The sequence below is a fragment of the Streptomyces sp. NPDC006261 genome (genome assembly GCF_040613515.1).
Lineage (GTDB): Bacteria > Actinomycetota > Actinomycetes > Streptomycetales > Streptomycetaceae > Streptomyces.
Genome location: NZ_JBEXSI010000008.1, coordinates 28,957 through 54,293 on the forward strand (window position 1 = coordinate 28,957; position 25,337 = coordinate 54,293).

At 71.9% G+C, this 25,337-nt stretch carries 23 protein-coding genes and 1 pseudogene; 15 read left to right on the forward strand and 9 right to left on the reverse strand.

What is annotated here, in order from left to right; genetic code table 11:
• Nucleotides 1–123 precede the first annotated feature (123 nt).
• Nucleotides 124–3,087, reverse strand: coding sequence for a BTAD domain-containing putative transcriptional regulator (locus ABZ154_RS06810; RefSeq protein ID WP_356829764.1), 2,964 nt, complete (start codon nucleotides 3,085–3,087; stop codon nucleotides 124–126).
• A 325-nt stretch (nucleotides 3,088–3,412) separates the two neighbouring features.
• Between ABZ154_RS06810 and ABZ154_RS06815 the strand changes: the two genes are divergently transcribed.
• The gene (locus ABZ154_RS06815; RefSeq protein WP_356829941.1) at nucleotides 3,413–4,633 is read left to right on the forward strand and encodes an amidohydrolase family protein; all 1,221 of its coding nucleotides are present in this window, start codon (nucleotides 3,413–3,415) and stop codon (nucleotides 4,631–4,633) included.
• A gap of 70 nt (nucleotides 4,634–4,703) precedes the next feature.
• Here the strand turns inward: ABZ154_RS06815 and ABZ154_RS06820 are convergent, their stop codons facing one another.
• Together ABZ154_RS06820 and ABZ154_RS06825 are read right to left on the reverse strand one after the other, a co-directional pair.
• Nucleotides 4,704–5,531, reverse strand: coding sequence for a MerR family transcriptional regulator (locus tag ABZ154_RS06820; RefSeq protein ID WP_356829766.1), 828 nt, complete (start codon nucleotides 5,529–5,531; stop codon nucleotides 4,704–4,706).
• A gap of 160 nt (nucleotides 5,532–5,691) precedes the next feature.
• The gene (locus tag ABZ154_RS06825; protein WP_003967102.1) at nucleotides 5,692–5,895 is read right to left on the reverse strand and encodes a cold-shock protein; all 204 of its coding nucleotides are present in this window, start codon (nucleotides 5,893–5,895) and stop codon (nucleotides 5,692–5,694) included.
• Between the two features lie 273 nt (nucleotides 5,896–6,168).
• On the opposite strand from ABZ154_RS06825, the gene ABZ154_RS06830 reads away from it, so the two are divergent.
• From ABZ154_RS06830 to ABZ154_RS06845, 4 genes are all read left to right on the forward strand, one after another.
• A complete protein-coding gene (locus ABZ154_RS06830) occupies nucleotides 6,169–7,062 on the forward strand; it encodes a menaquinone biosynthesis protein (RefSeq protein WP_356829768.1) in 894 nt (297 codons plus the stop codon).
• 226 nt (nucleotides 7,063–7,288) lie between these two features.
• Nucleotides 7,289–9,118 carry a serine/threonine-protein kinase gene (locus ABZ154_RS06835; RefSeq protein WP_356829770.1) on the forward strand — a complete coding sequence of 610 codons (1,830 nt, stop codon included), beginning with the start codon at nucleotides 7,289–7,291 and terminating at the stop codon, nucleotides 9,116–9,118.
• A gap of 71 nt (nucleotides 9,119–9,189) precedes the next feature.
• On the forward strand, nucleotides 9,190–10,389 hold the full coding sequence (gene mqnC, locus ABZ154_RS06840; RefSeq protein WP_356829772.1) for a cyclic dehypoxanthinyl futalosine synthase: 1,200 nt from the start codon (nucleotides 9,190–9,192) through the stop codon (nucleotides 10,387–10,389).
• Between the two features lie 7 nt (nucleotides 10,390–10,396).
• The gene (locus ABZ154_RS06845) at nucleotides 10,397–11,044 is read left to right on the forward strand and encodes a hypothetical protein (RefSeq protein WP_356829774.1); all 648 of its coding nucleotides are present in this window, start codon (nucleotides 10,397–10,399) and stop codon (nucleotides 11,042–11,044) included.
• 29 nt (nucleotides 11,045–11,073) lie between these two features.
• Here the strand turns inward: ABZ154_RS06845 and ABZ154_RS06850 are convergent, their stop codons facing one another.
• From ABZ154_RS06850 to ABZ154_RS06860, 3 genes are read right to left on the reverse strand one after another with little or no spacing between them, the layout of a single operon-like run.
• Nucleotides 11,074–12,099 carry a DUF3152 domain-containing protein gene (locus tag ABZ154_RS06850; protein WP_356829776.1) on the reverse strand — a complete coding sequence of 342 codons (1,026 nt, stop codon included), beginning with the start codon at nucleotides 12,097–12,099 and terminating at the stop codon, nucleotides 11,074–11,076.
• A complete protein-coding gene (locus tag ABZ154_RS06855; protein WP_356829778.1) occupies nucleotides 12,096–12,647 on the reverse strand; it encodes a hypothetical protein in 552 nt (183 codons plus the stop codon). The genes ABZ154_RS06850 and ABZ154_RS06855 overlap by 4 nt, the downstream gene beginning before the upstream one ends.
• Before the next feature lie 9 nt (nucleotides 12,648–12,656).
• Complete coding sequence (locus ABZ154_RS06860) at nucleotides 12,657–13,193, reverse strand: SigE family RNA polymerase sigma factor (RefSeq protein WP_356829780.1); 537 nt, start codon at nucleotides 13,191–13,193, stop codon at nucleotides 12,657–12,659.
• Between the two features lie 307 nt (nucleotides 13,194–13,500).
• Here ABZ154_RS06860 and ABZ154_RS06865 point away from each other — a divergent pair, with 307 nt between their 5' ends.
• Nucleotides 13,501–14,193, forward strand: coding sequence for a demethylmenaquinone methyltransferase (locus ABZ154_RS06865; protein WP_356829782.1), 693 nt, complete (start codon nucleotides 13,501–13,503; stop codon nucleotides 14,191–14,193).
• Nucleotides 14,194–14,205: 12 nt separating this feature from the next.
• Here the strand turns inward: ABZ154_RS06865 and ABZ154_RS06870 are convergent, their stop codons facing one another.
• Nucleotides 14,206–14,736 carry a GNAT family N-acetyltransferase gene (locus tag ABZ154_RS06870; protein WP_356829784.1) on the reverse strand — a complete coding sequence of 177 codons (531 nt, stop codon included), beginning with the start codon at nucleotides 14,734–14,736 and terminating at the stop codon, nucleotides 14,206–14,208.
• Between the two features lie 97 nt (nucleotides 14,737–14,833).
• On the opposite strand from ABZ154_RS06870, the gene ABZ154_RS06875 reads away from it, so the two are divergent.
• Complete coding sequence (locus tag ABZ154_RS06875; protein ID WP_031127603.1) at nucleotides 14,834–16,117, forward strand: geranylgeranyl reductase family protein; 1,284 nt, start codon at nucleotides 14,834–14,836, stop codon at nucleotides 16,115–16,117.
• A 255-nt stretch (nucleotides 16,118–16,372) separates the two neighbouring features.
• On the opposite strand, the gene ABZ154_RS06880 is transcribed toward ABZ154_RS06875, so the two are convergent.
• Nucleotides 16,373–16,987 carry a CGNR zinc finger domain-containing protein gene (locus tag ABZ154_RS06880; RefSeq protein WP_356829943.1) on the reverse strand — a complete coding sequence of 205 codons (615 nt, stop codon included), beginning with the start codon at nucleotides 16,985–16,987 and terminating at the stop codon, nucleotides 16,373–16,375.
• A 147-nt stretch (nucleotides 16,988–17,134) separates the two neighbouring features.
• Between ABZ154_RS06880 and ABZ154_RS06885 the strand changes: the two genes are divergently transcribed.
• The 4 genes and pseudogenes from ABZ154_RS06885 to ABZ154_RS06900 all read left to right on the forward strand — a co-directional run bounded on the left by ABZ154_RS06885 (nucleotide 17,135) and on the right by ABZ154_RS06900 (nucleotide 20,533).
• Entirely contained in the window at nucleotides 17,135–17,872 is a 738-nt protein-coding gene (locus tag ABZ154_RS06885) for a metallophosphoesterase (RefSeq protein ID WP_356829786.1), read from the forward strand.
• A gap of 237 nt (nucleotides 17,873–18,109) precedes the next feature.
• Nucleotides 18,110–18,337 (forward strand): hypothetical protein, encoded by a 228-nt coding sequence (locus tag ABZ154_RS06890; RefSeq protein ID WP_356829788.1) that lies wholly within the window; start codon nucleotides 18,110–18,112, stop codon nucleotides 18,335–18,337.
• Nucleotides 18,338–18,749: 412 nt separating this feature from the next.
• A pseudogene (locus tag ABZ154_RS06895) lies at nucleotides 18,750–19,019 on the forward strand (Cmx/CmrA family chloramphenicol efflux MFS transporter); the annotation flags it as partial.
• Between the two features lie 293 nt (nucleotides 19,020–19,312).
• The gene (locus ABZ154_RS06900) at nucleotides 19,313–20,533 is read left to right on the forward strand and encodes a hypothetical protein (RefSeq protein ID WP_356829790.1); all 1,221 of its coding nucleotides are present in this window, start codon (nucleotides 19,313–19,315) and stop codon (nucleotides 20,531–20,533) included.
• 120 nt (nucleotides 20,534–20,653) lie between these two features.
• Here ABZ154_RS06900 and ABZ154_RS06905 read toward each other — a convergent pair whose 3' ends face one another.
• Nucleotides 20,654–21,520 carry a C40 family peptidase gene (locus ABZ154_RS06905; protein WP_356829792.1) on the reverse strand — a complete coding sequence of 289 codons (867 nt, stop codon included), beginning with the start codon at nucleotides 21,518–21,520 and terminating at the stop codon, nucleotides 20,654–20,656.
• Nucleotides 21,521–22,343: 823 nt separating this feature from the next.
• Here ABZ154_RS06905 and ABZ154_RS06910 point away from each other — a divergent pair.
• From ABZ154_RS06910 to ABZ154_RS06925, 4 genes are read left to right on the forward strand one after another with little or no spacing between them, the layout of a single operon-like run.
• On the forward strand, nucleotides 22,344–22,703 hold the full coding sequence (locus ABZ154_RS06910; RefSeq protein WP_003967084.1) for an NADH-quinone oxidoreductase subunit A: 360 nt from the start codon (nucleotides 22,344–22,346) through the stop codon (nucleotides 22,701–22,703).
• Nucleotides 22,704–22,720: 17 nt separating this feature from the next.
• Entirely contained in the window at nucleotides 22,721–23,275 is a 555-nt protein-coding gene (locus ABZ154_RS06915) for an NADH-quinone oxidoreductase subunit B (protein WP_018490715.1), read from the forward strand.
• Entirely contained in the window at nucleotides 23,272–23,997 is a 726-nt protein-coding gene (locus ABZ154_RS06920; protein ID WP_356829794.1) for an NADH-quinone oxidoreductase subunit C, read from the forward strand. Before ABZ154_RS06915 ends, ABZ154_RS06920 begins: the two co-directional genes overlap by 4 nt.
• A complete protein-coding gene (locus ABZ154_RS06925) occupies nucleotides 23,997–25,319 on the forward strand; it encodes an NADH-quinone oxidoreductase subunit D (protein WP_356829796.1) in 1,323 nt (440 codons plus the stop codon). Before ABZ154_RS06920 ends, ABZ154_RS06925 begins: the two co-directional genes overlap by 1 nt.
• Nucleotides 25,320–25,337: the final 18 nt, after the last annotated feature.

A 25,337-nucleotide genomic window follows, 5' to 3' on the forward strand; every position in this document is an offset into this window, starting at 1 on the left:
TCACCATAGTGGTGAGGCCGCAAGCCGATCCGTCTGCCCCCCGACGCGGCGGATCGATGAGTCAGAGACTGTCGGTCCGCGATAAACGAATGATGAACGCGGCCCGTGGCGCGGTCCGGGGCGTCAGCTCACACCCGCCGGGTGCAGCAGGGCGCGTACCGAGGCCGCCTCGGGCGAGCGCAGCTCCTCGAAGATGGCCAGTGCCTCGCTCCAGCAGACCTGGGCCCGGTCCCGCTGCCCTATGGCGGTCAGACCGCGGCCGAGCACGGCCAGGACGTTGGCGCGGCGCCAGTCCCCGCCGATGCCGCGGAGTACGGCCAGAGCCTGCTCCGCGTGGGCCGCGGCCTGGGCCCCGTCCTGCTCGGCGAGGTGAAGCTCCGCCAGCCGGAAGAGCGTCATCCCGTGCCAGAGCTGCTGGCGGCTCTCCCGGAAGATCCGCAGCGCCTCCAGGAGGGCGTCGCGGGCCCGGGGCATCTGCTCGCTGCCGATGAGCGCCAGCCCCAGGGCGTACTTCCCGTTGGCCAGCCGCAGCGCCAGGTCGGTGGCGTCGCCCTCGTAGATGGCGACCCCCTGCTGGGCGAGGTGCACCGCGCTGGTGGTCCGGCCGGTGGCCAGGTGCACCCGGGAGAGGTTGCACAGGGCGGCCGCTTCTCCGGGCTTGTTCCCGTCGGCCCGGAACGCGGCCATGGCCTGGGTCAGATGGGCCTCGGCATCCTCGTGCCGGTTCTCGTACAGGGCGATGATGCCCCGCTGGTTGGGGGCCTGGCCCAGCGAGACCGGGTCCTCGGCCAGCTGCCCCAGGGCGAGGGCCCGGCTGGCCTCCTCGTCGGCCTCGGCGAACCGCCCCGAGACGCTGTGCACGTGCGACAGCATCGTGCGGGCCCTGGCCTCGGCCTGCGCCTCGCCGGCGGCGCAGGCCGCGTCGCTCACGGCCTTGGCGGCGGTGGCGAACTGGTGCGAGTTCGCCCCGGACTCCCCGAGGTCGACCACGGCCATGAGGAGGTCCGAGGCGCGCTTGGGCATGCCGATGGCGGCCGACTGGCGGGCGCAGGCCAGGAGTCCGCTCGACTCCGTGAACAGCCAGTCGAGGGCGGTCTCCCGGATCGGGAAGGCCAGACCCGGGTACTCGGTCCGGGTGAAGTGGTCCAGGACCCGTTCCCCCGGCCGCTCCAGTGCGTACACCCCCGCCGCCGTCGCCAGGTAGAAGTCCAGCAGCCGCGACATCGCCGGCTCCCGTTCCCCCGGCGGCTGTTCGTCCCGCTCCGCGCAGGAGCGGGCGTAGAGGCGTACGAGGTCGTGGTAGCGGTAGCGGCCGGGGGCGGCCGACTCCAGGAGGGACGTGTCGACCAGGGCCTCCAGGAGGTCCTCCGCCGTGTGCGGCTCCAGGTTCAGCAGGGCCGCGGCGGCCGCCAGGGAGATGTCGGGGCCGTCCGCGAGGCCCAGCAGACGGAAGGCGCGGGCCTGGGCCGGTTCCAGCTGGCCGTAGCCGAGTTCGAAGGTGGCTTTCACCGCGAGGTCGCCCGCCTGGAGCTCGTCGAGGCGGCGGCGCTCGTCGGCGAGCTTGGCGGCGAGGACGGAGACCGTCCAGGTGCGGCGGGCGGCCAGCCGGGAGGCGGCGATGCGGATGGCGAGGGGGAGGAAACCGCAGGCGGCGACCACGTCGAGGGCCGCCTCCCGCTCCGCGCCGACCCGCTCCGCCCCCACGATCCGGGTGAAGAGCCGGAGCGCCTCGTCCGGCGACATCACGTCCAGGTCCACCAGATGCGCCCCGGCCAGGTCGACCATCCGCACCCGGCTCGTCACCAGAGCCGCGCACCCCGGCGTCCCGGGCAGCAGCGGGCGGATCTGGGCCGCGTCGTGGGCGTTGTCCAGCAGGATCAGGATGCGGCGGCCGTCCAGCGTCGAGCGGTAGAGCGCCGCCCGCTCGTCCAGGGTGTCGGGGATCGCCGAGTCCGCGGTGCCGAGCGCCCGCAGGAACGAGCCGAGGACCGTCTCCGGCTCGGCCGCCCGGGCCCCCGCGCCCTGGAGGTCGACGTAGAGCTGCCCGTCGGGGAAGTGCGGGCGGGCCTGGTGTGCCACGTGGACGGCCAGCGTGGTCTTGCCGACCCCGCCGATCCCGGCCAGCGCGGAGACCGCCATCACCGATCCCTCGGCGGAGGCCAGTTGGGCGCCCAGGTCCCGGACGAACGAATCCCGTCCCGTGAAGTCCGGCACGGTCGCCGGAAGTTGTGCGGGCTTCACGGGCGCCGGCGGCGGGGCCGGTTCGTCCGCCGGGCGGGCCAGCTCCTCGTCGGCCCGCAGGATGCGCTGCTGGAGCTGGGCCAGTTCGGGGCGCGGGTCGACACCCAGCTCCTCGGCGAGGAGCCGCCGGGTGTCCGCGTACACGGCCAGCGCTTCGGCCTGCCGGCCGCTGCGGTAGAGCGCCACCATCAGCAGCTCGCGCAGGCGTTCGCGCAGCGGGTGGGCGGCGGTGAGCGCGGTCAGCTCGGAGACGGCCTCCGCGTGGCTGCCGACCTCCAGGTCCAGGTCGAGCCGGGCCTCGGTGAGCTGGAGGCGCCACTCCTCCAGCCGGGTGCGCTGGTTCTCGGCGTACGGCCCGGGGACGGAGGCCAGCGCCTCACCGTCCCACAGGCCCAGCACCTTGTTGATCAGCGTGCGGGCCTGGCAGCGGTCACCGCTCGCGCGGGCCTTCTCCGCCTCGGCGGCCAGGTCCTGCGCCAGGGTGAGGTCGAGCGCGCCGCGGCCGATCCGGAGCGCGTACCCGCCGGCCTCGCTCACCAGGGTGTCCTGGCCCAGGATCTTGCGGAGCCGGGAGGCGTACGTACGGATCGTGGCCAGGGCCTGCGAGGGCGGGTCCTCGCCCCAGAACGCGTCGATCAGCTCGTTCGCCGTGGCCGTCCGGCCCTCGCGCAGGAGCAGGGCGGCGAGCAGCGCGCGCTGCTGGGGGGAGCCGGAGGGGAGCGTCTCGGCCCCGCGCCATGCCCGTACGGGGCCCAGGACGGTGAACCTGAGGGAGTCGGCGGCCCCCGGTTCCTCCGGAGCGCGCTGCTCCGGTACGCGCACGCGTGGCCCGTGATCACGGTCCATTGATGCCCCCTGTCCTGCTCGCCTGCCGGCCCGGCTCGTTAGCGGGTCCTGCCGGTGGTGCCCGTCTTTCGAAGGACCGCCCGCTCTCGGCCGGTTGTCCGTCCGTGCGTCGAAGTGCGGTGTACATCCGGATTGCTCGGTACCGCTGGTATCGCGCTCAACAGTCTGCCTTGTCGCGGGCGGGCGCGTCAGCAGTGGGTGACGCTCTGCACAAGCCCTCGACAACGATTCGGGAACCGTGAGGAGGGCCGGGCGGGCGCCGCCCCCCGTGCGGATGCGTGCACGCCAGCTGACGACCCGTCAGATGAGCGCTACCGTGGAGCGCATGGAGACCTTCCCGAAGATCATCTCGGTGGACGACCACACGGTGGAGCCCGCTCATGTCTGGCGGGACCGGCTCCCGTCCAGGTATGCGGACTCCGGGCCGCGCGTCGTCCGCGCACCGCTGAAGGAAATGACCTTCATGGGCGGAAAGTTCGCGCCCGTGATGGGGGCCCGGGGCGACGAGGGCCCGGTCGGCGACTGGTGGGTCTACGAGGACCTGCACCGACCGCTCACCCGCCTGGACACCGCCGTCGGTTACGACAGGGACGAGATCAAGCTGGAGATCATCACCTACGAGCAGATGCGGCCGGGCTCCTTCTCGGTCCCCGACCGGCTCGCCGACATGGACGTCAACCACGTCCAGTCCGCCCTCTGCTTCCCGACCTTCCCGCGCTTCTGCGGCCAGACGTTCACCGAGGCGAAGGACCGCGAGCTGGGGCTCCTGGGGGTGCGCGCGTACAACGACTGGATGGTGGAGGAGTGGTGCGGCCCCGAGGCGCACGGCCGCCTCATCCCGCTCACCCTCGTCCCGCTCTGGGACGCGGAGCTCGCCGCCGCCGAGGTCCGGCGCAACGCGGCCCGGGGAGTGCGCGCGGTCGCGTTCTCCGAGATACCTCCCCATCTCGGGCTTCCGTCCATACATACGGACGACTGGGATCCGTTCCTCGCGGCCTGCGACGAGACCGGGACCGTCATCGCCATGCACATCGGCTCCTCGTCGAAGATGCCGTCCACCTCCGCCGACGCGCCGCCCGCCGTCGGCTCCACCATCACCTTCGCCAACTGCTGCTTCTCGATGGTCGACTGGCTGATGAGCGGCAAGTTCGAGCGCTTCCCGGGCCTGAAGATCATGTACGCGGAGGGCCAGATCGGCTGGATCCCGTACATCCTGGAACGCGCCGACGTCGTCTGGGAGGAGAACCGCGCCTGGGGCGGCGTCGCCGACAAGGTCCACCGCCCGCCGTCCGAGCTGTTCGCGGACCACGTCCACGGCTGCTTCTTCGACGACGCCTTCGGGCTGAAGAACCTGGACGCGATCGGCGTCGGGAACGTCCTGTACGAGACGGACTACCCGCACTCCGACTCCACCTGGCCCCGGTCCCGCGAGGTCGGCGAGGCGCAGATGGGCCACCTCGCCCCGGACGTCGTGGACCGGATCGTCCGCGGCAACGCGATCGACCTGCTGGGGCTGACGGAGGACGGGCTCTGGGCGGGGGCGTAGGGGCGTACGTGCGTACGGGGAGGGAACGGCGCCCCTCCCCGTACGCCCTACGCGCCCGTACGGCGGGCCATCAGACCCTGGCCACCGGCTCCTGCAGCTCCGTCACCCACTGGCTCCGGTCCGCCGGGCACTCCAGGCTGACCTCGCGGGCGTACCCCGTGGAGCGGTAGCCGTTCGCGTCCAGCCAGCGGGCCAGGGTCTGCGCGGCCGGCAGCACGTCGTCCATCGCGCCCCGGTGCACGATCGTCGCCGCCTCGAACGGAGGCAGCTCCACGACCCGTACCCCGGTCCCGCCGACCGGGCCCACCGGGGCCGACACCGTCACGCCCGCGTGCACGACGACCGCGCCGCCGCCCTCGGGGGCCTCCTCGTACCGCGCGACCCCGGGACCGGTCGGCCGGAGGCCCGCGCCCTCCAGGAGCGGGAAGAGCTCCTCGTACAGCGGACCGATCACCGGCCCGATGTCCTGCGGCTCGTAGCTCGCAGCCGTCCCGGTCAGCTCGGCCACCCGGACCGCCGGAACGGTCTTGATCACAACGTCGTCGACAGGCATGTGCCCCTCGCTCTCGATCGACCGGAGCCTCGCCTCGACCTGGGCCAGCCGCGCCGTCGCGGCCGCCACCGCCTCCGCCAGCTCCGCATGGCGCAGCCGAAGCATCCCCCGCAGCTCCTGGGGGCCCACCCGCTCGTCCAGGACGTCCCGCACCTGCTGGAGCGTGAAGCCGAGGTCCTTGAGCGCGATGATCCTGTTGAGCCGGGCGAGCTGGGCGGCGCCGTAGAAGCGGTAGCCGGTGGCGGGGTCGGTACGGTCCGGGCGCAGCAGCCCGATGGCGTCGTAGTGACGCAGCATCCGGCGCGACACCCGCCCGTACCTGGCGAAGTCTCCGATGGTGAACATGATGGCTCCCACTGCACGGCTTCACACGGTGTGAAGGTCAAGCGCCGCCGGGCAGCGAGCGCGGACCGTATACAGGCAGGAGCCCCGCTCCTCCGCCGAAGCGGGGGAGCAGGGCTCCTTGGTACTGCTGTGTACGGCCGCGATCGGCCGACCCGGGCAACTAGGCCGGGGTGACGTTCTCAGCCTGCGGACCCTTGGGTCCCTGAGTGACGTCGAAGTTCACGACCTGGTTCTCCTCGAGGGAGCGGAACCCGGACGCGTTGATCGCGGAGTAGTGAACGAAGACATCCGGGCCGCCGCCGTCCTGGGCGATGAAGCCGAAGCCCTTTTCAGCGTTGAACCACTTGACGGTTCCGGTAGCCATAAGCCCTCCTTGGGCCAAAGGGTTGCCCTGCTCCAGAACCTGCAAACAAGTCTGAAAACTACAAAAGCCTGCGGGTTACATGCTCCGCAGGCTCTGTACTGCAAGGGAAACCAAACTGCAACTTGCGAACGAGCCTAGCACGCAGTCTCCGGAGAGCGGTAGAGGGAAAGATCACTCCACCCGAACGTCTGACTGCCTCTGCGGAGGAGCACCGAAGGCCGCTGCGGGCGCCCCGGTGGTGCCGGTCGCCGGGGGCGGGTCTAGCCTCGCGATGTGGACAATTCAACCGTCTCAGCCAGTGACGCCCCGGCCGGTGAGGGCGACGACCGCCGCAGCCGGCCCCGCGTCGGCCACATCCAGTTCCTGAACTGCCTGCCGCTCTACTGGGGCCTGGCGAGGACGGGGACCCTGCTCGACCTGGAGCTCTCGAAGGACACCCCGGAGAGGCTCAGCGAGCAGCTGGTCAGGGGCGACCTGGACATCGGCCCGGTCACCCTCGTGGAGTACCTGCGCAACGCCGACGGCCTGGTGGCCTTCCCGGACATCGCGGTCGGTTGCGACGGGCCCGTGATGTCCTGCGTGATCGTCTCCCAGCTCCCGCTGGAGCAGCTCGACCGGGCCCGGGTCGCGCTCGGTTCCACCTCGCGCACCTCCGTACGCCTGGCCCAGCTGCTGCTCGCCGAGCGTTACGGGGTCCGGCCCGACTACTACACCTGCCCGCCCGACCTCGGGCTGATGATGCAGGAGGCGGACGCGGCCGTGCTGATCGGCGACGCCGCCCTGCGGGCCAACCTGCACGACGCCCCCCGCCTCGGGCTCCAGGTCCACGACCTGGGCCAGATGTGGAAGGAGTGGACGGGGCTGCCGTTCGTCTTCGCCGTCTGGGCGGCCCGCAAGGACTTCCTGGCCGCCCACCCCGACACGGCGGCCAAGGTGCACCAGGCGTTCCTCGCCTCCCGGGACCTCTCCCTGGAGGAGGTCACCAAGGTCGCGGAGCAGGCGGCCCGCTGGGAGGCCTTCGACGCGGAGGTGCTGGAGCGCTACTTCACCACCCTGGACTTCCGCTTCGGCCCGGAGCAGCTGGCCGGTGTCCGCGAGTTCGCCCGCCGGACCGGGGCGGACACCGGATACCCGGCGGATGTGCGGGTGGAGCTGCTCGGCGGCTGAGCCGGGAAAGGAGAGAATGCGCTTTTCCGCTCGGGACAGGGAATGGGGCGTCGGCAGAACAGCGCATTTGCGCCTTTCCCCAGGGAGAAATCATCCCCTCCCGTCCGGAGAAGGGGGAATGGTCCGGCCGTTTCCCGGTGACCGTGCCGGTGGTGCCCCCTAGGCTTCGGTCCGAGTCCGGACCGACCGGGGTTCACCGACCTCAGGGTTCACAGGGGGAGCGCATATGCAGCCGCTGGAAGCGGGCGAACCGCACACCATCGGTGCCTACCGGCTGCTCGGCAGGCTCGGTGCGGGCGGCATGGGCCGGGTCTATCTCGGGCGCAGCGCCGGCGGCCGCACGGTCGCGGTGAAAGTGGTCCATCCGCACTTCGCCCTGGACGAGCAGTTCCGCGCCAGGTTCCGGCGCGAGGTGGAGTCCGCGCGGCGCATCGGCGCGCAGTGGACCGCCCCCGTCCTGGACGCTGACCCGGACGCCCCGGTGCCGTGGGTCGCCACCGGTTACGTCGCCGGGCCGCCGCTCTCCCAGGCGATCACCGAGCACGGCCCGCTGCACGAGCACGCGGTGCGCACCCTGGGCGCCGGGCTCGCCGAGGCCCTCCACGTCGTCCACGGCCAGGGCATCGTCCACCGCGACGTGAAGCCCTCCAACGTGCTGCTCGCCCTGGACGGCCCCCGCCTCATCGACTTCGGCATCGCCCGGGCCCTCGGCGCGACCGTCTCGCTCACCTCCACCGGCGTCTCCGTCGGCTCGCCCGGTTACATGGCCCCCGAGCAGATCCGCGGCCGGGACGTCTCCGGTGCGGCGGACGTCTTCTCGCTGGGCGCGGTCCTCGCGTACGCGGCGACCGGCGCCGCCCCCTTCTCCGGCGACTCCTCCGCCGTACTCCTCTACAAGGTGGTGCACGAGGAGCCCGAACTGGGCGACCTGGAGGGCGAGCTGCGCGAGGTGGTCGCCGGGTGCCTGGCCAAGGACCCGGACGCGCGGCCCGCCCCGGCCGACCTCGCCCGCACGCTCGCTCCGGGCGGCGCGGCGGCGATGGTGGCGGCGGGGTGGCTGCCAGGCCGGCTGGTGGGCGAGGTCAGCCGCTCGGCGGTGGCGCTGCTGGACCTGGAACCGCAGGACGCGCCGGTGGGCTCGGGCCCGGTGCCATTCAGCAGCGCGTCGCTGGGGGCGGGGTTCGGGGCGGGCGCCGACACGCACGAGGGGCCGGGCTCCGATTCCCGTACGGGCTCCGACGGCTCCCCGGGCGCCGACTCCGGCCTCCTCGGCGTCTTCGGCCCGCCCCTCGTCCACGTACCGGACGGCCCTCCCGGCACCCCGCACCCGCCCACCACACCCCCCGGCGGGTCCCCCGCGCAGCGGGCCCACACCCCCCGGTTCTCCGTCACCGTCAGCGCCGACTCGCAGACCGGCACGGGCACAGGCCCGGGCCCAGGCGCCGCGGCGCGCCGGAGCCGCCGGGTGAGCTGCACCGCGGCGCTGGCCGTGGCGGGTTCGTTCGCGGTCGTCGCCCTGGGCTCGGGCCTGCTCGACGGCTTCTTCCCGGGCGGCGACGCCGACCGGCGCAAGGAGAGCGACTCGGCGGCCGGCCCGCCATCCGCCACGGCCACCGCGTCCCAGGAACCATCCCCCGCCGGATCCGACGACCCCACCGACGCGGGCGAGGCCCCGGTGAGCGGGGTACCGAAGGCGTTCGTCGGCACCTGGGAGGGCCCGCTCACGGAGAAGACGAGCGGGCAGCCGCACGGCACCCTCACCGCGGTCTTCACCGAGGGGAGGAAGGGCACCCAGGTCGTCCGGATGTCCACCACGATCTCCCAGCTCGGCATCACCGTCACCTGCAACAGCGTCGGCACCCTCACCTCCGGCACCGCGAAGGAGCTCAAGGTCCGCGAGCGCACCGACCCGGACCGCCCCAGCAGCCCGGGCCTGTGCACCACCACCGAGGCGGACCTGGTCTTCCGCCTCACCGCCGACGGAACGCTCGGCTACCGGTCGCTGGAGCGCGGCGCGGGCCTCCCGTACGGGGACCTCACCCGGTCCGGCGGCTGACGGCGCAAGGGGCTGGCGTACGCTGGATCGGTCCGAGGATCCTCAAAAAACCGCCGAAAGGTGACAGCCCGGTGACCGAGAAGGCCGACCTTCAGCCCGTCCTCGACCGAGCCGCCGAGGGCGGTCGGATCACCCCGGAGGAGGCGCTCGACCTCTACCGCTCGGCGCCGCTGCACGCGCTGGGGGCGGCCGCCGACGCCGTACGCCGACGCCGTTACGCCGGTACGGAGCACATCGCGACGTACATCATCGAGCGCAACATCAACTACACCAACGTGTGTGTGACGGCCTGCAAGTTCTGCGCCTTCTACGCGCCGCCCAAGGACAAGGCCAAGGGCTGGACCCGGGACATCGAGGACATCCTGCGCCGCTGCGCGGAGACCGTCGAGCTCGGCGGCACCCAGATCATGTTCCAGGGCGGCCACCACCCGGACTTCGGCGTCGAGTATTACGAGGAGCACTTCTCCGCGATCAAGAAGGCGTACCCGCAGCTGGTCATCCACTCGCTGGGCGCCTCCGAGATCGAGCACATGGCCAAGATCTCCAAGGTCTCCGCCGAGGAGGCCATCAGCCGCATCCACGCCGCCGGGCTCGACTCCTTCGCCGGCGCCGGCGCCGAGCTGCTCCCCGCCCGGCCGCGCAACGCCATCGCCCCGCTCAAGGAGTCCGGCGAGCGTTGGCTGGAGATCATGGAGATCGCGCACGGCCTGGGTGTGGAGTCCACCTCCACCATGCTGATGGGCACCGGCGAGACCAATGCCGAGCGCATCGAGCACCTGCGGATGATCCGGGACGTCCAGGACCGTACGGGCGGCTTCCGCGCCTTCATCCCGTACACCTACCAGCCGGAGAACAACAAGCTGAAGGGCCAGACGCAGGCCACGCTCTTCGAGTACCTGCGGATGATCTCCATCGCCCGGCTCTTCCTCGACAACGTCGCCCACATCCAGGGCTCCTGGCTGACCACCGGCAAGGAGGTCGGCCAGCTGTCGCTGCACTACGGCGCCGACGACCTCGGCTCGATCATGCTGGAGGAGAACGTGGTCTCCTCGGCCGGCGCCAGGCACCGGTCCAACCGGCTGGAGATCATCGACCTGATCCGCAAGGCGGACCGGGTCCCGGCGCAGCGCGCCACCACGTACGAGCACCTCGTCGTGCACGACGACCCGGCGATGGACCCGGTCGACGAGCGCGTGGTCTCGCACATCTCCTCCACTGCGATCGAGGGCGGCACGGCCCACCCGGAGCTCAAGCTCCTCAACGCCGACTAGTGCTCCCGTGCTGACGGTTCACGTCGCGCCGCTGGTCCTGCCGGTCGGTGCGGCGGCTGTCGTGGAGGGTGCGGTGGCCGTGGACGGCGACCGGATCGCCACCATCGGGCCGTACGAGGAGGTCGCCGCCGCGCACCCGGCGGCCAGGGTCCGCCGCTGGCCGGGCCTCCTCGTGCCCGGCCTCCGCCAGGACCGGGCCCGGGAACTGCTCACCCGCTGCTACCACCCGGACCCGCGCGAGGCCGATGAGCTGGGTGAACTGCCTTTGTGGGGCGAGGAGTTCGAGCGGATCGCAGTGACGATGGACACGGTCCGCCGGGCAGGCAGCGTACGGCGCGGGCTCCAGAGGATGCTGCGGCACGGGACCACGCATGTGGTGGGCCCGTTCGGTGCGGACGAGCCGGCGCTGCGGACGGCCGTCTCCCGGTCGGGGCTGGTCCAGGTCCAGGGTGCGGGCCACGCCGGACCGCCCGACCTGGACCCCTTCGCGGCCGGCGGCGGCCTGGCCGCCACCGCCCACGGCCCGCTGGCCGTGGGCGGCCGCGCCGACTTCGCCGTCTTCGACGTGCCCGACGAGGCGGCGCTGCGCGCGGGCGGAGCGAGGTTCTGCGTGGCGACGGTGCTCGCGGGGCGGCTCGTCCACCGCGCCCGCTGAGCCGACTCCGTACGAGAGGCCACAAGGGCTCACGGCACCTTCGGGCCGCCCAGATAGCGCCCCTCGGCGTCGTACGGCCAGGCGTTGGCCACGCACCCCTTCAGTCCGTGGATCTGCTGCATCATCGCGGGCGCGGGGCGCCCCTTCCCCGGGCAGGTCTCGTGGCCGCGCCCCAGCCAGTGGCCGACCTCGTGGTTGATGATCAGGGCCCGGTACTCGGCGACGGGCCCGTCGAACTGCGGTGAACCCAGCTGCCAGCGCTTCAGGTTGACCATGACCTGCTCGCCGCCCCGGCAGTTGACCTCGCCCCGGGTCTTCAGCCCGTAGGCGCCGCAGAGCCGGTCCGTGGTCGTCGCAGTGCCTATCTTGACCACCAACCCGGCCGATGTGTCCGCGACTTGGCGGAACGAGTGCTCGCCGCCGTGGCTCCAGCCGCGCGGATCGGCCAGGATCGCCGCGATGTCCTCGGCGGCCCGGTCGGGGTCGACGCCGATGCCGTCCTCCACCTCGACCCGGTAGGGCTCCCCCTTGCCGGACTTCGTGACGCCCGCGCGGGCGACGGTGAACGTGCCGGGGCCGGAGGCGGGCACGTCAAAGGCCCGGGGAGGCCGGTCGTCGTCGGCCGGGGGCGAGGGGGTGGGCGAGGGCGGTGCGGTGGAGGGGGTCGCGGGCGGTGGGGCCGGGGCGAGGGGGGTCTCGGCGTCGTCGTCACCGGACCCGGTCGCGGGCCCCGCGTCGGCGGTGACGGACGGGTCCCCGGTCTGCCAGGGCCGGTCGATGAGGACGGCCACCAGGGCCACGGCCGCCAGGACGAGCACGGCCAGGCCCGCCGTCCGGCGCCGGTTCCGGCGTCTTCGCCGCTCACGGGCGCGGGACCGGGACGGCGAGCGGCTCCCGGACCGGGACGGCGAGCGGCTCCCGGACCGGCCCCGCGGCGGGCGCCCCGGGCCCCCGGCCCCTGTCTGGTCGCCGGGAAGCGCGCGCAGCCGGAACGTCTCGGCGTCGCGGGCCGGTTCGTCGCGCGGCAGGGTGCCCAGGCCGCGGCGGCCCGTCATGAGGTCGCCCCGGGGCGCGGCGTCGCGGTGAACGGCTCGGCGGCGGTGGACGGCCCGGATGTGGACGACCCGGCTGCGGACGGCCCCGCGTCCGGCGTGGCGCTGCGCGTGGCCGGGGGCGTGAAGGAGGGGGGCGACGGAGGCGGCGACCAGAGCGGGAACGAGGGCGGGGGAGTGGGCGTGGCCATGGGCGGCGACGAGGGTGCGGGTATCGGCATGCCGGTTACGGGCTCCGTCGGGTCGGGGGAGTCGGGGGAGGGGGCGGGCGTGGGCCGGGTGGTGGAGGGGCCGGGGGGAGGGACGGCGGGTCCGGTGTCGGGTGTCTGCCGCAGCAAGGGTCCCAGCAGGGAGAGGCCCAGCGTCACGGCGGTCACCGCGACGAAGGTCCCCGCCACCGCGAGCCCCCGGCTCCGGGCCCGCCGCCGCTGCCCCTCCCGTACGGCGTCGGGCACCAGATCGGGCAGCGGGGGCAGGGCCCCTGCGGCCCGGTGGAGCGCGTCCCGGAAGATCTCTTCCCCGGGTGAACCGGGTCGGCCTTCTGGAGTCATGACCGGCCCTCAGCTTCCGGTGGAGTAGAGCTGGGCATCGCCCATGCGGGCGCGCAGCCGGACGAGTGAGCGCGAAGACTGGCTCTTCACCGTGGACTCGCTGCACCGCAGCAGCGAGGCGACCGACTCCACGCTCAGGTCGTCCCAGTACCGCAGGACGACCACCGCCCGGGCCCGGGGCGGGAGTTCGTCGAGCAGGGCGAGCAGCGTGACACGGAGATCGGCGCGGGAGGCCGGGTCGGCCTGCGGGCGGGGAGCATGCGACCGGTGTGCGAGCAAATCCCGGACGGAGCGCCTGTGTTCGGCCACATACGTGCGGACGAGGACGGTCCTGGCGTAGGCGTCGAGATGGTCCGCCCGGCTCGCCCGGCGCCAGTGCTGGAACAGCTTGGCGAGGGTCGTCTGCGTCAGGTCCTTGGCGCCCTCCACGTTCCCGCAGAGCAGGTAGGCCGTCCGGTACAGCCGCCGCTGGCCGTCCCGCGCGTACGCCTCGAACGCGGCGCTCCCGCCGTCCGCCGCCCGCTCGGGCTCCGCCCCTGCCGGCATCCGCCCTCCCTCTCCTCGTTCCACCCCTTACAGAGTTCGCGGGTGCCGAAAAGGTTGAAGGCGGACGACGATCAGTTCGGGAGACCGGCCGGGGGGACGCGGCGTCTCGTCCGTCGGTACGAATCCGGTGCCTCGCGGAGCGCCTGTGCTGCCCTGTCCCCCGAGCCCTCCGTGACCACACCCCCTTCCGTGCGGGAACGGGCCGCAGGACGATCTTCGTCAACGCCCCGCACCGCCGGGTCGCCGGACGCGTCGCGATCGGGACCGCCCCCACCGATCCGTACGGGCAGGCTGCTTGAATGGAAGGGTGACCCGAGCCTCCCTGGACAAGCAGCCGCACGAAGTCGCCTCGATGTTCGACGGTGTGGCGGCCAACTACGACCTGACCAACGACGTGATCTCGCTGGGCCAGGCCCGGCTGTGGCGCAAGGCGGTCGCGGCGGCCGTCGGCGCCCGCCCCGCGCAGAAGATCCTCGACCTGGCGGCGGGCACCGCGACCTCCTCGCAGCCCTTCGCCCAGGCCGGCGCCTATGTGGTGCCGTGCGACTTCTCGCTGGGCATGCTGAAGGTCGGCAAGCGGCGCCACCCCTGGATGCCGTTCACAGCGGGCGACGGCATGAGGCTGCCGTTCAGGGACGAGGTCTTCGACACCGTCACGATCTCCTTCGGGCTGCGCAACATCCAGGACACCGAGACCGCGCTGCGCGAGCTGTACCGGGTGACGAAGCCGGGCGGCCGGGTCGTGATCTGCGAGTTCTCGCAGCCGACGTGGACTCCGTTCCGCACGGTCTACACGGAGTACCTGATGCGCGCGATTCCGCCGGCCGCCCGGGCGGTCTCCTCCAACCCGGACGCGTACGTCTATCTCGCCGAGTCCATCCGCGCCTGGCCCGACCAGCCCGGCCTCGCCGCACTCCTTCAGAAGGCGGGCTGGTCGAAGGTGGCGTGGCGCAATCTCACCGGCGGCGTGGTGGCCCTGCACCGGGCCACCCGCACCTGAGCTTTTCGAACGCTAGAGCGCCAGCCGGTAGCAGTACCCCTCCTGTCCGGCGCGCGGGGTGGTGAAGGTCTCCGCGTGCCGCATCCCGAGCCGCTCCGCCACCGCGATGGATCTGGCGTTACGGGAGTCGATCATCGCGACGACGTCCGGCACCCCGGCCGCCCGCAGCCGCTCCAGCGTGGTGCGGGCGGCGGCGGTGGCGTAACCGCGTCCCCAGGCCCTACGGCCCAGCCGCCAGCCGATCTCGATGGCGCCGACCGGGCCGAAGTGCGTATGGGGCCACGGCTGCGCCCCGGTGAAGCCGAGCACGGTGTCGTCCTCGTCGGTGAGGGTCCACAGGCAGAAGCCGAGCTCCGCGTCGTGGCGCCGCTGGCGCGCGGTGAGTTCCTCGTAGACGGAGAACTCGGCGCTCCGGCCGCCGTGGAACTCCATCACCTCGGGGTCGTCGAAGACCCGGTGCCAGATCAGGGCGTCCTCGTCGGTCGGGACGCGCAGACGTACCGCGGGGGCCGGGGCAGTGGGCGGAACAGGTGCTATCGACATGAGGGAGCCCTTCGGAGGGTTGTTCTGCAGGCCCCCATAGACTGCACGGGACATGTGCCGCGCGGCACGCGAATTCGAGTCTTCGGGAGATCCGACCGTGACCGAGCCCCTCTCCGAGCACAGCGCGGACGTGATCGTCGTCGGAGCGGGCCCAGCCGGCTCCACGACCGCGTACTACCTCGCCAAGGCCGGACTCGACGTCCTGCTGCTGGAAAAGACGGCGTTCCCCCGGGAGAAGGTCTGTGGCGACGGCCTCACGCCGCGCGCCACGAAACAGCTCGTCTCCATGGGGATCGACATCTCCGAGGAGGCCGGCTGGCTGCGCAACAAGGGCCTGCGCATCATCGGCGGCGGCGTCCGGCTCCAGCTGGACTGGCCGGATCTCGCCTCCTACCCGGACTACGGACTGGTCCGCAAGCGCGACGACTTCGACGAGCAGCTCGCCCGGCAGGCGCAGAAGGCCGGCGCCCGGCTGTACGAGCGCTGCAACGTGGGTGCCCCGATCCGCGACGAGCGCACCGGCCGCATCACCGGCGTCGAGGCGAAGGTCGGCGAGGAGAAGACCCCGCTCACCTTCCACGCCCCCCTCGTCGTCGCCGCCGACGGCAACTCCACCCGGCTCTCCCTCGCGATGGGCCTGCACCGCCGCGAGGACCGCCCGATGGGCGTCGCCGTGCGTACGTACTTCACCTCGCCCCGCCACGACGACGACTACCTGGAGTCCTGGCTGGAGCTGTGGGACAAGCGCGGCGCCCAGGACCGGCTGCTGCCCGGCTACGGCTGGATCTTCGGCATGGGCGACGGCACCTCCAACGTGGGCCTCGGCATCCTCAACTCCTCCTCCGCCTTCAAGGAGCTGGACTGGCGCGAGGTGCTCAAGGCCTGGTGCGCCTCGATGCCCGAGGAGTGGGGCTACACCCCGGAGAACATGACGATGCCCATCCGCGGCGCCGCTCTCCCCATGGCCTTCAACCGCCAGCCGCACTACACCAAGGGCCTGTTGCTGGTCGGCGACGCGGGCGGCATGGTCAACCCGTTCAACGGCGAGGGCATCGCGTACGCCATGGAGTCGGGCCAGATCGCGGCCGACGTCATCGTCCAGGCGCATGCCCGCGCCACCCCCGCCCAGCGCGAACTGGCCCTGAACAACTACCCGAAGGTGCTCAAGGAGACCTACGGCGGCTATTACACGATGGGCCGCGCCTTCGTGAAGCTGATCGGCAATCCGAAGGTCATGAAGGTCGCCACCCAGCGCGGCCTGACCCACCCGCTCCTGATGAAGTTCACGCTCAAGATGCTGGCCAACCTGACCGACCCGACGGGCGGCGACGCGATGGACCGCATCATCAACGGACTGTCGAAGGTGGCCCCGAAGGCCTGAGGCCGTTCGGGACCGCCGGCGGGGCAGGGACCGGACCCGGCTCCGGTGCGCTCGGGCGACTCCGCCCGGCCCACCGCACCGCCGGTCCCCTGGCGGCCCCCGCGCCGAGGAACAGCGCCCCCGAGCCCCAGCCGGCCCGGCGGGCCCCCGGTGACGATCAGCATGGTCGGCAGCAGGGGCCCCGGCATTTTGGGCCGCCGGCACCCCCGCCCCGGCGTGAGGGCGCTGCGCCCGGGCCGACGGCGGTCCCCGGGCTCAGCCCTGGCCGACCGGCCCCCCGGGCTGTCCTGTCGCCGTACCCCGCGTGCGCTCGTAGTGGCGGGCCACCCGGGCCCGGTTGCCGCAGGACGGCCGGCACCACTCCTGGCGGCCGTGGCTCCTGATGAAGTAACGGACGCAGCGCGGCGCGTGGCAGGCCCGCAGTAGTTCATGCTCCGGCCCGCTCAGGAAGTCCACGGCATCGCGCGCCAGCGCCGCGACCAGCCGTACGCGCGGATCGCCCCCGGCCGACAGCAGCCGGGCCACGGGGGGCCCTTCGGCGGGCCACTCCAGCTGCGGGGCGACGAGCTCCCGGGCGGCGGCCGCGTTGAGGCGGGCCAGGGCCTCGTCGGCCGGCATCAGGCGGTGGGCGTCCGCCGGGCTGGGCGGGGCCGGGCTGACCACCCGCGCGAACAGGGCCCGCACGGCCCGTCGTACGCCGACGATCGCGTCCCGGAGCTCCTCGTCGGCGACCAGCTCCCCGCTGAGGAACTCGCGGGGGGCGATGCCCCCGGTCTGCTGCTGGATCCACCGCGTGGTCCCCCGGACCGTCTCCAGGTCGTCGGCGACGCCGCCGTCCCCGTCGTGGTGGATGGTGCTCGCCAGCTCCATGACAGGCCGCTGTTTCACCCGCCTCACCCCCCTCGCCGCCCTGCCCTCGAGTCCTGTCGCTGAGTCCTGTCCTTGAACTCTGTCCGCCCCCACTCTAGAGTCCTAACGGGAAACTGGAAATTAGCGTTATACGGGGGACGGTCCGACATGTTGCTCGCTCAGATCAGTGATCTGCACCTGGACGGCAGTGACCGTGCGACGCGCAGGGCCACCCGCGTCATGGAGTACCTCCGGGCCCTGCCCCGCCCGGTCGACGCGCTGCTGGTCACCGGAGACATCGCCGATCACGCGACGGAGGCCGAGTACGAGGAGGCGGCCCGCATCCTGACCGCCCCCTTCCCCGTCCTGACCTGCCCCGGGAACCACGACGCGCGCCCCGCCTACCGCAAGGCGTTCCTCGGCGAGGTCCCGGCCACCGCCCCCGTCAACCGGGTCCACCGGATCGCCGGAACCGCCCTCCTGATGTGCGACTCCACCATCCCCGGCCGCGACGAGGGGCGCCTCGACGCGGAGACGCTCGCCTGGATCGACGCCACCCTCGGCGCGCTCCCGGACGGCGTGCCCGCGCTGATCGCCTTCCACCAGCCGCCCGTCGTGCTCCACCACCCGCTGCCCGACGCCGGGCGGCTGGAGGAGCCGGAGCACCTCGCAGCCCTCCTGGACGCCCACCCCGGGGTCGTCGCCGTCCTCACCGGCCACGCCCACACGGCCGCCGCGTCCACCTTCGCCGGCCGCCCCCTCATCGTCGGGCCCGCCGTGACGTGGACCCTGCGCATGCCCTGGGAGGGGGACCGGCCGGCCGACCGCGACCAGCCCCCGGGCCTCGCGTTCCACGTCCTGGGCGAGGACCGGCGCCTGACGACGCACTTCCGCGTGGTGCTGTGAGCCGCGGCCCGGCCCGGGCCAGGGCGTAATCCCGTACCCCCCACGTGATCGTGTGCGATGATTTGCGCGCCACCCCCGGTCATCGGCAGTCCCGGACCGGCTGGGGCCCGCCCTCGCCCTGAGCTGCGGCACGCGGCGCGTACGACGCTCTTCTCCGCCCCACGCGTACATCGAACGCAGGCCAACGGGGTACGGGACAAGCCGATACAGCGCTGCTCGACCCAAGGACAGACAGCCATGACGACCGCCTCCCTGCCCCGGAACTCCTCACGCCCGGAACCGGGCGCCGAGGACACCGCGCCGCCCCAGCACCACGGTCTCTTCCTGGAGCCCCGGTTCGCCGCGGGCCTGACCTCCCCCGAGGAGGACGACGAGGAGCTGGACGCCTCGTACGACGCGCTGCCCGCGCCCACCACCTCCGCGCGGGAGCCGGAGCGGACGAACCGCCGCCAGCGCCGCCGCTGACCGCCCGGTAGTCTCGCCCCATGTCCAGCCCCGAGTCCGACAGACTCCGCCCACCGGTGCGCCGGTGGGCGAACTGCCGCTGAGCGTCGCCGGACGACCCCACGGGTCACCGGCCGCCCTCGCCACGGCGCCGCCCCCGCCGGATCACCGCGGGGACGGGCCGTTCCCACCCCGCGTACGCGCTGAAGTACCGCCGTACGCAGGGTTCCGTGCCCCGGTCCGGTTCCGTGCCCCGGGCCGGTTCCGTGCCCCGGGCCGGAGATTGCGCCCGGGCACGCCTCCGTGTCGCCCGCCGGTCCTCCGGCGGCCTCGCGCGGCCCCGCACCCCCGCACCTCGGTTCGCCTGTCCACCGACGGTTCCGTCCAAGGGATCTGCACCCATGCCATGCGCCGTCTACGTCCTCGGGCCCGCGGCCTGCTCGCCTTCGGTACGGGCACGGCCCTGATCACCCGGCTCCTCGGGCAGGCCGCCGGAGCCCCGGCGCTCGCCGGGGCATCGGCCACGAGCGCGTTCAACCCGGGGGCCGCGGTGGGCCCGTGGGCGGGCGGACCGGCCCTCGACGCGGGGCTCGGCCACCGGGCGCCGGTCTGGGTGAGCGCCGCGCTGATGGGCCTGGCGCTGGCCGTGGCGGGGGCGCGGTGGGCGGCCGTCGCGGTGTCCGGCGTACGGGTGACGGGGTGAATGGCGGGAATCCTCCGGTCCCCGACGCGTCGGGAGCGGGGCGGGGCGGTCCCTGCCCAGGAGGAGCGGGACGGCCGCCGCCCCCGTACCGCAAGAGACCGGCCAAACAAGCCTTCCCGCAGGTCAAACATGCCGCTGCGGCTTTCCACCCGACGGAGTGACACCACGTGGTGCGGGGGCCCGCGACCGTCGGAACCGCCGCCATGATGTGCGGGTCCTCGCATCCCTCCGCAGTCTCCGAGCCCGTCTCCGTCGGGCCCCTGCGGCATGTGCGCGGACGGAGGAGCGACACAGTGTCCGAACAGCAGGGCGAGAGCGCGGAGCAGGCCATCGGCGCGTTCACGCTGGCGGGTTCACCGCAGGCCACCGCGGTCGGTGGGGCCACGGCCCCGGCCGCCGACGAGGAGTGGGACCTGCCCGGCGGCTTCGCCCGGGTCTACTACGCGGACGGTCACCAGGGCATCCGGCGGCCGGTGATCATGGCGGACGGCTTCAACCACGGCCGGAGCGATCTCGACGCGCTCTACCTGGGGCTGGAGGAGGACTTCCCGCTCATCGGATCCCTGAAGCGGCGGGGCCACGACGTCGTCCTGCTCGGCTACGACGACCGCGGCGCCTCGATCCTGGACAACGCCAAGACCGCGACCGCCGCGATCCACCACACCATCGGCTCCCGGCAGGGCGACGAGCCCCTGACGGTCGGCGGCTTCAGCATGGGCGGGATCGTCACCCGCTACGCGCTGGCGAAGATGGAGCACGACCGGGTCGACCACCAGACCGCGCTGTACTTCTCCTACGACAGCCCGCACCGGGGCGCCGTCATCCCGATCGGGCTCCAGGCCTTCGCGCACTTCATCCCGGTCGCCAACAACTTCGCACGGCAGATGGACAGTTCCGCCGCACGGCAGATGCTGTGGCGTCACTACAACAGCGACGACGGCACCGTCGGGATCGACCCGGAGCGCGAGAAGTTCCTGGCGGCGCTGCGCGCGGTCGGCGGCTGGCCCGCCAGGCCCCGCACGATCGCCGTGGCCAACGGCCGGGGCGACGGCCAGGGACCGGAGGTGCCGCCCGGCCAGACCGCGCTGGCGTCCACCGGCGACCGGGTCTACCCGGGCACGACCCTCCTCACCCAGGCGGAGGGGCACGATGTCGTCGTCGCGGAGCTGAAGCGGCTGTTCCCGAAGGCCGAGAAGACGATCACGACGAGCGGGTTCCCGGCCCTCGACGGCGCCCCGGGCGGCACGCTCGGCTCGTACCGGATCCTGGCGTCCATGCTGGAGAAGTTCGGCGCGACGGTGGACCTGCGCCACCCGGACGTCTGTTTCGTCCCGACGGTGAGCGCGGTCGCGATCCGTGACCTCGACCGGCCCGATGACCTGTACGCGAACGTCGACGGCCTGTCCCCGGAGGACAGCGAGGTGGACGAGTTCCTCTGCTCGTCGGAGACCACCGCGCACACGGCCATCACCGAGGAACTGTGCACCTGGCTGCTGGACCGGCTGCCGCGCTGATCACCGCGGCGGTGCGATGACCGGATCACGGCCGAGGGCCGCCACTCCCGAGCGGGGGAGCGGCGGCCCTCAGCCGTGCTGGAACGGATGCGTCCGATCCGCTGGTGACGCGCTGGTGAATCAGAGAACGCGGACCGCGCCGGACGGCCGGTCGTAGTCCATGGAGCGCTGCACCGTGCCGGTGCTGGAGTTCTGAGCGCCGACGAACTGGCCGCCGCCCACGTAGATCGCGACGTGGTACGCGCTGCCCGCGCCGCCCCAGTACAGGATGTCGCCGGGCTGGAGGTTGTCCAGGGAGACCTGGGTGCCGGCGGTCGACTGGGACTGCGAGACGCGCGGGAGGTCGATGCCCACCGAGCGGTACGCGGCCTGGACCAGGCCGGAGCAGTCCCACGCGTTGGGGCCGGTGCCACCGGATACGTACGCGTCGCCGACCTGGGCCTTGGCGAACGCGACGATGGCGGCGGCGGAGCCCGTGGCGGTCGACGAGGAGGACGGGGCGGACGAGGGGGCGGAGGCGGAGGCCGAGTTGCCCGAGGAGGAGCTGGAGGGGGCGCTGAGCGTCGTGCGCTCGGCGGTGCGGGAGGCGCGCTCGGCGCGCTCCTGGGCTTCCGCCTCGGCCTCGGCCCTGGCCTTGGCGGCGGCTTCGGCCTTCTTCTCGGCCTCGGCCTTGCGGACGGCCTCGGCCTTGGCCTTCTTGGCCTTCTTCGCAGCGCTCTCGGCCGCGGCCTCCTCGTGGGCCTGCGTCTCCAGGTCGAGGGCGATTTGCTGCGTGGCCTGTGCGGAGGCGGCGACGGCGGTGGAGAGCCCGGCGGTGATGGTGGGCATCTCGATGGTCTGGGTCACCGGTTCGGCCTGGGCCGGACCGGCGGCACCCGCGACCGCGATGGTGCTGAGGACGCCACCGGCAACTCCGGCTCGCAGCGCCGACTTCGAGGCGCGCTGGCGGGGCTTCCGGTGGCTGGGTATGTGAGCGGTGTGGGACATGGGTACTAGCGCTATCAGGGCTGCAGGGGTCCCATCAAGAAACGTGTGTTGCGACACAGTTACGTTCGGAATCTGTGAATCCGCTTTCTGTGCGCCTTTATTGACGCCGTAACGGGCAAAACGGGCACGGGCGATCAGGGCCGTGATCACTACCTTTCGGTAATACGCCCGAATTGCCCGCTGCTTACCATCCGTTCGCACCGATGGCCAAGCCCGGCTTTCCCGCGCGATGGAGTGAGTGACGCAGGTCACAGTGGGGAGTTCCGGTGGCACGCAACCCTCGCGCACGCGGCCGACGTCCGCTCCGCTTCGGCGGCGGCACGCTTCGTCGCCCTTTCCGGCGGGCGCTTCGCCGCCCGTCGGGTCGACCGCTCGCGCATGATCCGGAAGTTCGTGAATGCGTGCACATGTCCTCTTCCATCCATGCCGACCCCCGTCCGGGTGAGGGTCGGTTGGAAGTGGGCGGCGCTCGGTGCTCATACCACCCCGTCGCGATCCAGCGCCAATTTGCTTGTAGAGGGCGTCCATTGATAGCGCCGCACGTCTTTGACCAGCGGTAACACCAGTGAATGTCACGTCTCGTGATCACTTCGCCGCTTCGCGTGCGAAGGTCACCGCTCATACGACTTCATGATCCTTCGTCAGGTGGTGGAGATCACAAAGACGGTGACGTACCCCGTGTCGCAGATCACAGGGTGGCGGGCATAGGATGCGGGGCAGTCGGGCTTGTGAACTGCCTCACATGTGCACGATCTTGGTGAGGTGGCGAGCCGGTCGCCCGATGCGGTCCAACGGTCAAGGACGACTGGAAGGAGCGAGGAGCGTGAATGCCTACGCGCCCATCCTCGTGCTCGGCGCCCTCGGGGCAGGGTTTGCGATCTTTTCCGTGGTCATGGCCACGCTTATCGGCCCCAAGCGGTACAACCGGGCAAAGCTCGAAGCGTACGAGTGCGGTATCGAACCCACGCCGACACCGGCCGGAGGCGGCCGCTTCCCCATCAAGTACTACCTGACGGCGATGCTTTTCATCGTCTTCGACATCGAGATCGTCTTCCTCTATCCCTGGGCGGTCTCCTTCGACGCCCTGGGGATCTTCGGGCTCGTGGAGATGCTGCTCTTCGTGCTCACCGTCTTCGTCGCCTATGCGTATGTCTGGCGTCGTGGCGGCCTGGAATGGGACTGAGGGGCTGAGGGGCACACATGGGACTCGAAGAGAAGCTGCCTAGCGGCTTTGTGCTGACCACGGTCGAACAGGCCGCCGGCTGGGTGCGGAAGTCCTCCGTCTTCCCGGCCACGTTCGGCCTCGCCTGCTGCGCCATCGAGATGATGACGACGGGCGCGGGCCGCTACGACCTGGCCCGGTTCGGGATGGAGGTCTTCCGCGGATCGCCGCGCCAGGCTGACCTGATGATCGTCGCGGGCCGGGTGAGCCAGAAGATGGCGCCCGTCCTGCGGCAGGTCTACGACCAGATGCCGAACCCCAAGTGGGTCATCTCCATGGGGGTTTGTGCGTCATCGGGCGGAATGTTCAACAATTACGCCATTGTGCAGGGTGTTGATCATATTGTGCCGGTCGATATCTATTTGCCGGGATGCCCGCCACGTCCCGAGATGCTGCTGGACGCCATCCTGAAGCTCCACCAGAAGATCCAGGACGGCAAGCTCGGGGTCAACGCGGAGGAAGCCGCCCGCGAGGCGGAGGAAGCGGCTCTCAAGGCGCTGCCCCTGATCGAGATGAAGGGGCTCCTGCGGTGAGCGACAACACCCACGGCGAGGGGCAGAACGGCAACTCCGTCCCCGCCCCGCGCGACACCGGCGGCGAGGTCATCCGCGTACGCAAGGGGATGTTCGGCGCCAACAACGGCGGCGACACCTCCGGTTACGGCGGCCTCATCCGCACGATCACCCTGCCGGGAGCCTCCTCACGGCCGTACGGGGGGTGGTTCGACGAGGTGGCCGACGAGCTCGAAGGGGCGCTGGAGGAACAGGACCTGCTCCCCGAGAGCGCCATCGAGCGCACGGTCGTCGACCGCGACGAGCTCACCTTCCACATCGCACGCGAGCACCTGCTCCAGGTCGCCCGCACCCTGCGCGACGATCCCGCCCTGCGCTTCGAGCTCTGTACGGGCGTCAGCGGCGTCCACTTCCTCGCGGACAAGGGACGCGAGCTGCACGCCGTCTACCACCTGCGGTCCCTCACCCACGGCCGGGTCATCCGGCTGGAGGTCTCCGCCCCGGACAGCGACCCGCACATCCCGTCCCTCGTCGAGGTCTATCCGACCAACGACTGGCACGAGCGCGAGGCGTACGACTTCTTCGGCATCGTCTTCGACGGGCACCCGGCCCTGACCCGGATCATGATGCCGGACGACTGGCAGGGCTTCCCGCAGCGCAAGGACTACCCGCTCGGCGGCATCGCCGTCGAGTACAAGGGCGCCCAGATCCCGGCTCCGGACCAGCGGAGGTCGTACTCCTGATGACCACTCCCCATGCAACGCCCCGTGCCACGACCGAGGGGACTGTATATACAGTCACCGGCGGCGACTGGGACGAGGTCGTCGAATCCGCCGCGAAGTCCGACGACGAACGCATCATCGTCAACATGGGTCCCCAGCACCCGTCCACGCACGGCGTGCTGCGGCTGATCCTGGAGATCGACGGTGAGACCGTCACCGAGGCCCGCTGCGGCATCGGCTACCTCCACACCGGCATCGAGAAGAACCTCGAATTCCGCAACTGGACCCAGGGCACCACCTTCGTCACGCGCATGGACTACCTGACGCCGTTCTTCAACGAGACGGCGTACTGCCTGGGTGTCGAGAAGCTCCTCGGCATCGAGGACCAGATCCCCGACCGGGCCACGGTCCTGCGCGTGCTCCTGATGGAGCTCAACCGGATCTCCTCGCACCTGGTCTGCATCGCCACCGGCGGTATGGAGCTGGGCGCGACCACGATCATGATCTACGGCTTCCGCGATCGTGAACTGGTTCTCGACCTCTTCGAGCTGATCACCGGACTCCGGATGAACCACGCGTTCGTCCGCCCCGGCGGCCTCGCCCAGGACCTGCCCCCGGGCGCGGTCGACGCGCTGCGCGAGTTCATCAAGACCATGAAGAAGAACCTGCCGGAGTACGACAAGCTCGCCACCGGCAACCCCATCTTCAAGGCCCGCATGAAGGACGTCGGCTACCTCGACCTCACCGGCTGCATGGCGCTCGGCGCCACCGGTCCGGTCCTGCGCTCCGCCGGACTCCCGCACGACCTGCGCAAGAGCGATCCGTACTGCGGCTACGAGACCTACGACTTCGAGGTGCCGACCACCGACACCTGCGACTCCTACGGACGCTTCCTCATCCGCATGGACGAGATGCGCGAGTCGCTCCGGATCGTCGAGCAGTGCCTGGAACGGCTTGAGCCGGGCCCGGTCATGGTCGCGGACAAGAAGATCGCCTGGCCCGCCCAGCTCGCCCTCGGCGCGGACGGACTCGGCAACTCGCTCGACCACATCAGGAACATCATGGGCACCTCCATGGAAGCCCTGATCCACCACTTCAAGCTGGTGACCGAAGGCTTCCGGGTCCCCGCCGGGCAGACGTACACCGCCGTCGAGTCCCCCAAGGGCGAACTCGGTGTGCACGTCGTCTCCGACGGCGGCACCCGCCCCTACCGGGTCCACTTCCGCGACCCGTCCTTCACCAATCTGCAAGCCATGGCGGCGATGTGCGAGGGCGGCCAGGTCGCCGACGTGATCGTCGCCGTCGCGTCCATCGACCCCGTGATGGGAGGCGTCGACCGGTGACCGCAAACCAAGAGGTCA

Coding starts and splice junctions, on each gene's coding strand:
- ABZ154_RS06810 (WP_356829764.1), bottom strand. CDS start 3,087: ATGGACCGTGATCACGGGCCACGCGTGCGCGTACCGGAGCAGCGCGCT.
- ABZ154_RS06815 (WP_356829941.1), top strand. CDS start 3,413: ATGGAGACCTTCCCGAAGATCATCTCGGTGGACGACCACACGGTGGAG.
- ABZ154_RS06820 (WP_356829766.1), bottom strand. CDS start 5,531: ATGTTCACCATCGGAGACTTCGCCAGGTACGGGCGGGTGTCGCGCCGG.
- ABZ154_RS06825 (WP_003967102.1), bottom strand. CDS start 5,895: ATGGCTACCGGAACCGTCAAGTGGTTCAACGCTGAAAAGGGCTTCGGC.
- ABZ154_RS06835 (WP_356829770.1), top strand. CDS start 7,289: ATGCAGCCGCTGGAAGCGGGCGAACCGCACACCATCGGTGCCTACCGG.
- ABZ154_RS06850 (WP_356829776.1), bottom strand. CDS start 12,099: ATGACGGGCCGCCGCGGCCTGGGCACCCTGCCGCGCGACGAACCGGCC.
- ABZ154_RS06855 (WP_356829778.1), bottom strand. CDS start 12,647: ATGACTCCAGAAGGCCGACCCGGTTCACCCGGGGAAGAGATCTTCCGG.
- ABZ154_RS06860 (WP_356829780.1), bottom strand. CDS start 13,193: ATGCCGGCAGGGGCGGAGCCCGAGCGGGCGGCGGACGGCGGGAGCGCC.
- ABZ154_RS06870 (WP_356829784.1), bottom strand. CDS start 14,736: ATGTCGATAGCACCTGTTCCGCCCACTGCCCCGGCCCCCGCGGTACGT.
- ABZ154_RS06880 (WP_356829943.1), bottom strand. CDS start 16,987: ATGGAGCTGGCGAGCACCATCCACCACGACGGGGACGGCGGCGTCGCC.
- ABZ154_RS06885 (WP_356829786.1), top strand. CDS start 17,135: ATGTTGCTCGCTCAGATCAGTGATCTGCACCTGGACGGCAGTGACCGT.
- ABZ154_RS06890 (WP_356829788.1), top strand. CDS start 18,110: ATGACGACCGCCTCCCTGCCCCGGAACTCCTCACGCCCGGAACCGGGC.
- ABZ154_RS06905 (WP_356829792.1), bottom strand. CDS start 21,520: ATGTCCCACACCGCTCACATACCCAGCCACCGGAAGCCCCGCCAGCGC.
- ABZ154_RS06915 (WP_018490715.1), top strand. CDS start 22,721: ATGGGACTCGAAGAGAAGCTGCCTAGCGGCTTTGTGCTGACCACGGTC.
- ABZ154_RS06925 (WP_356829796.1), top strand. CDS start 23,997: ATGACCACTCCCCATGCAACGCCCCGTGCCACGACCGAGGGGACTGTA.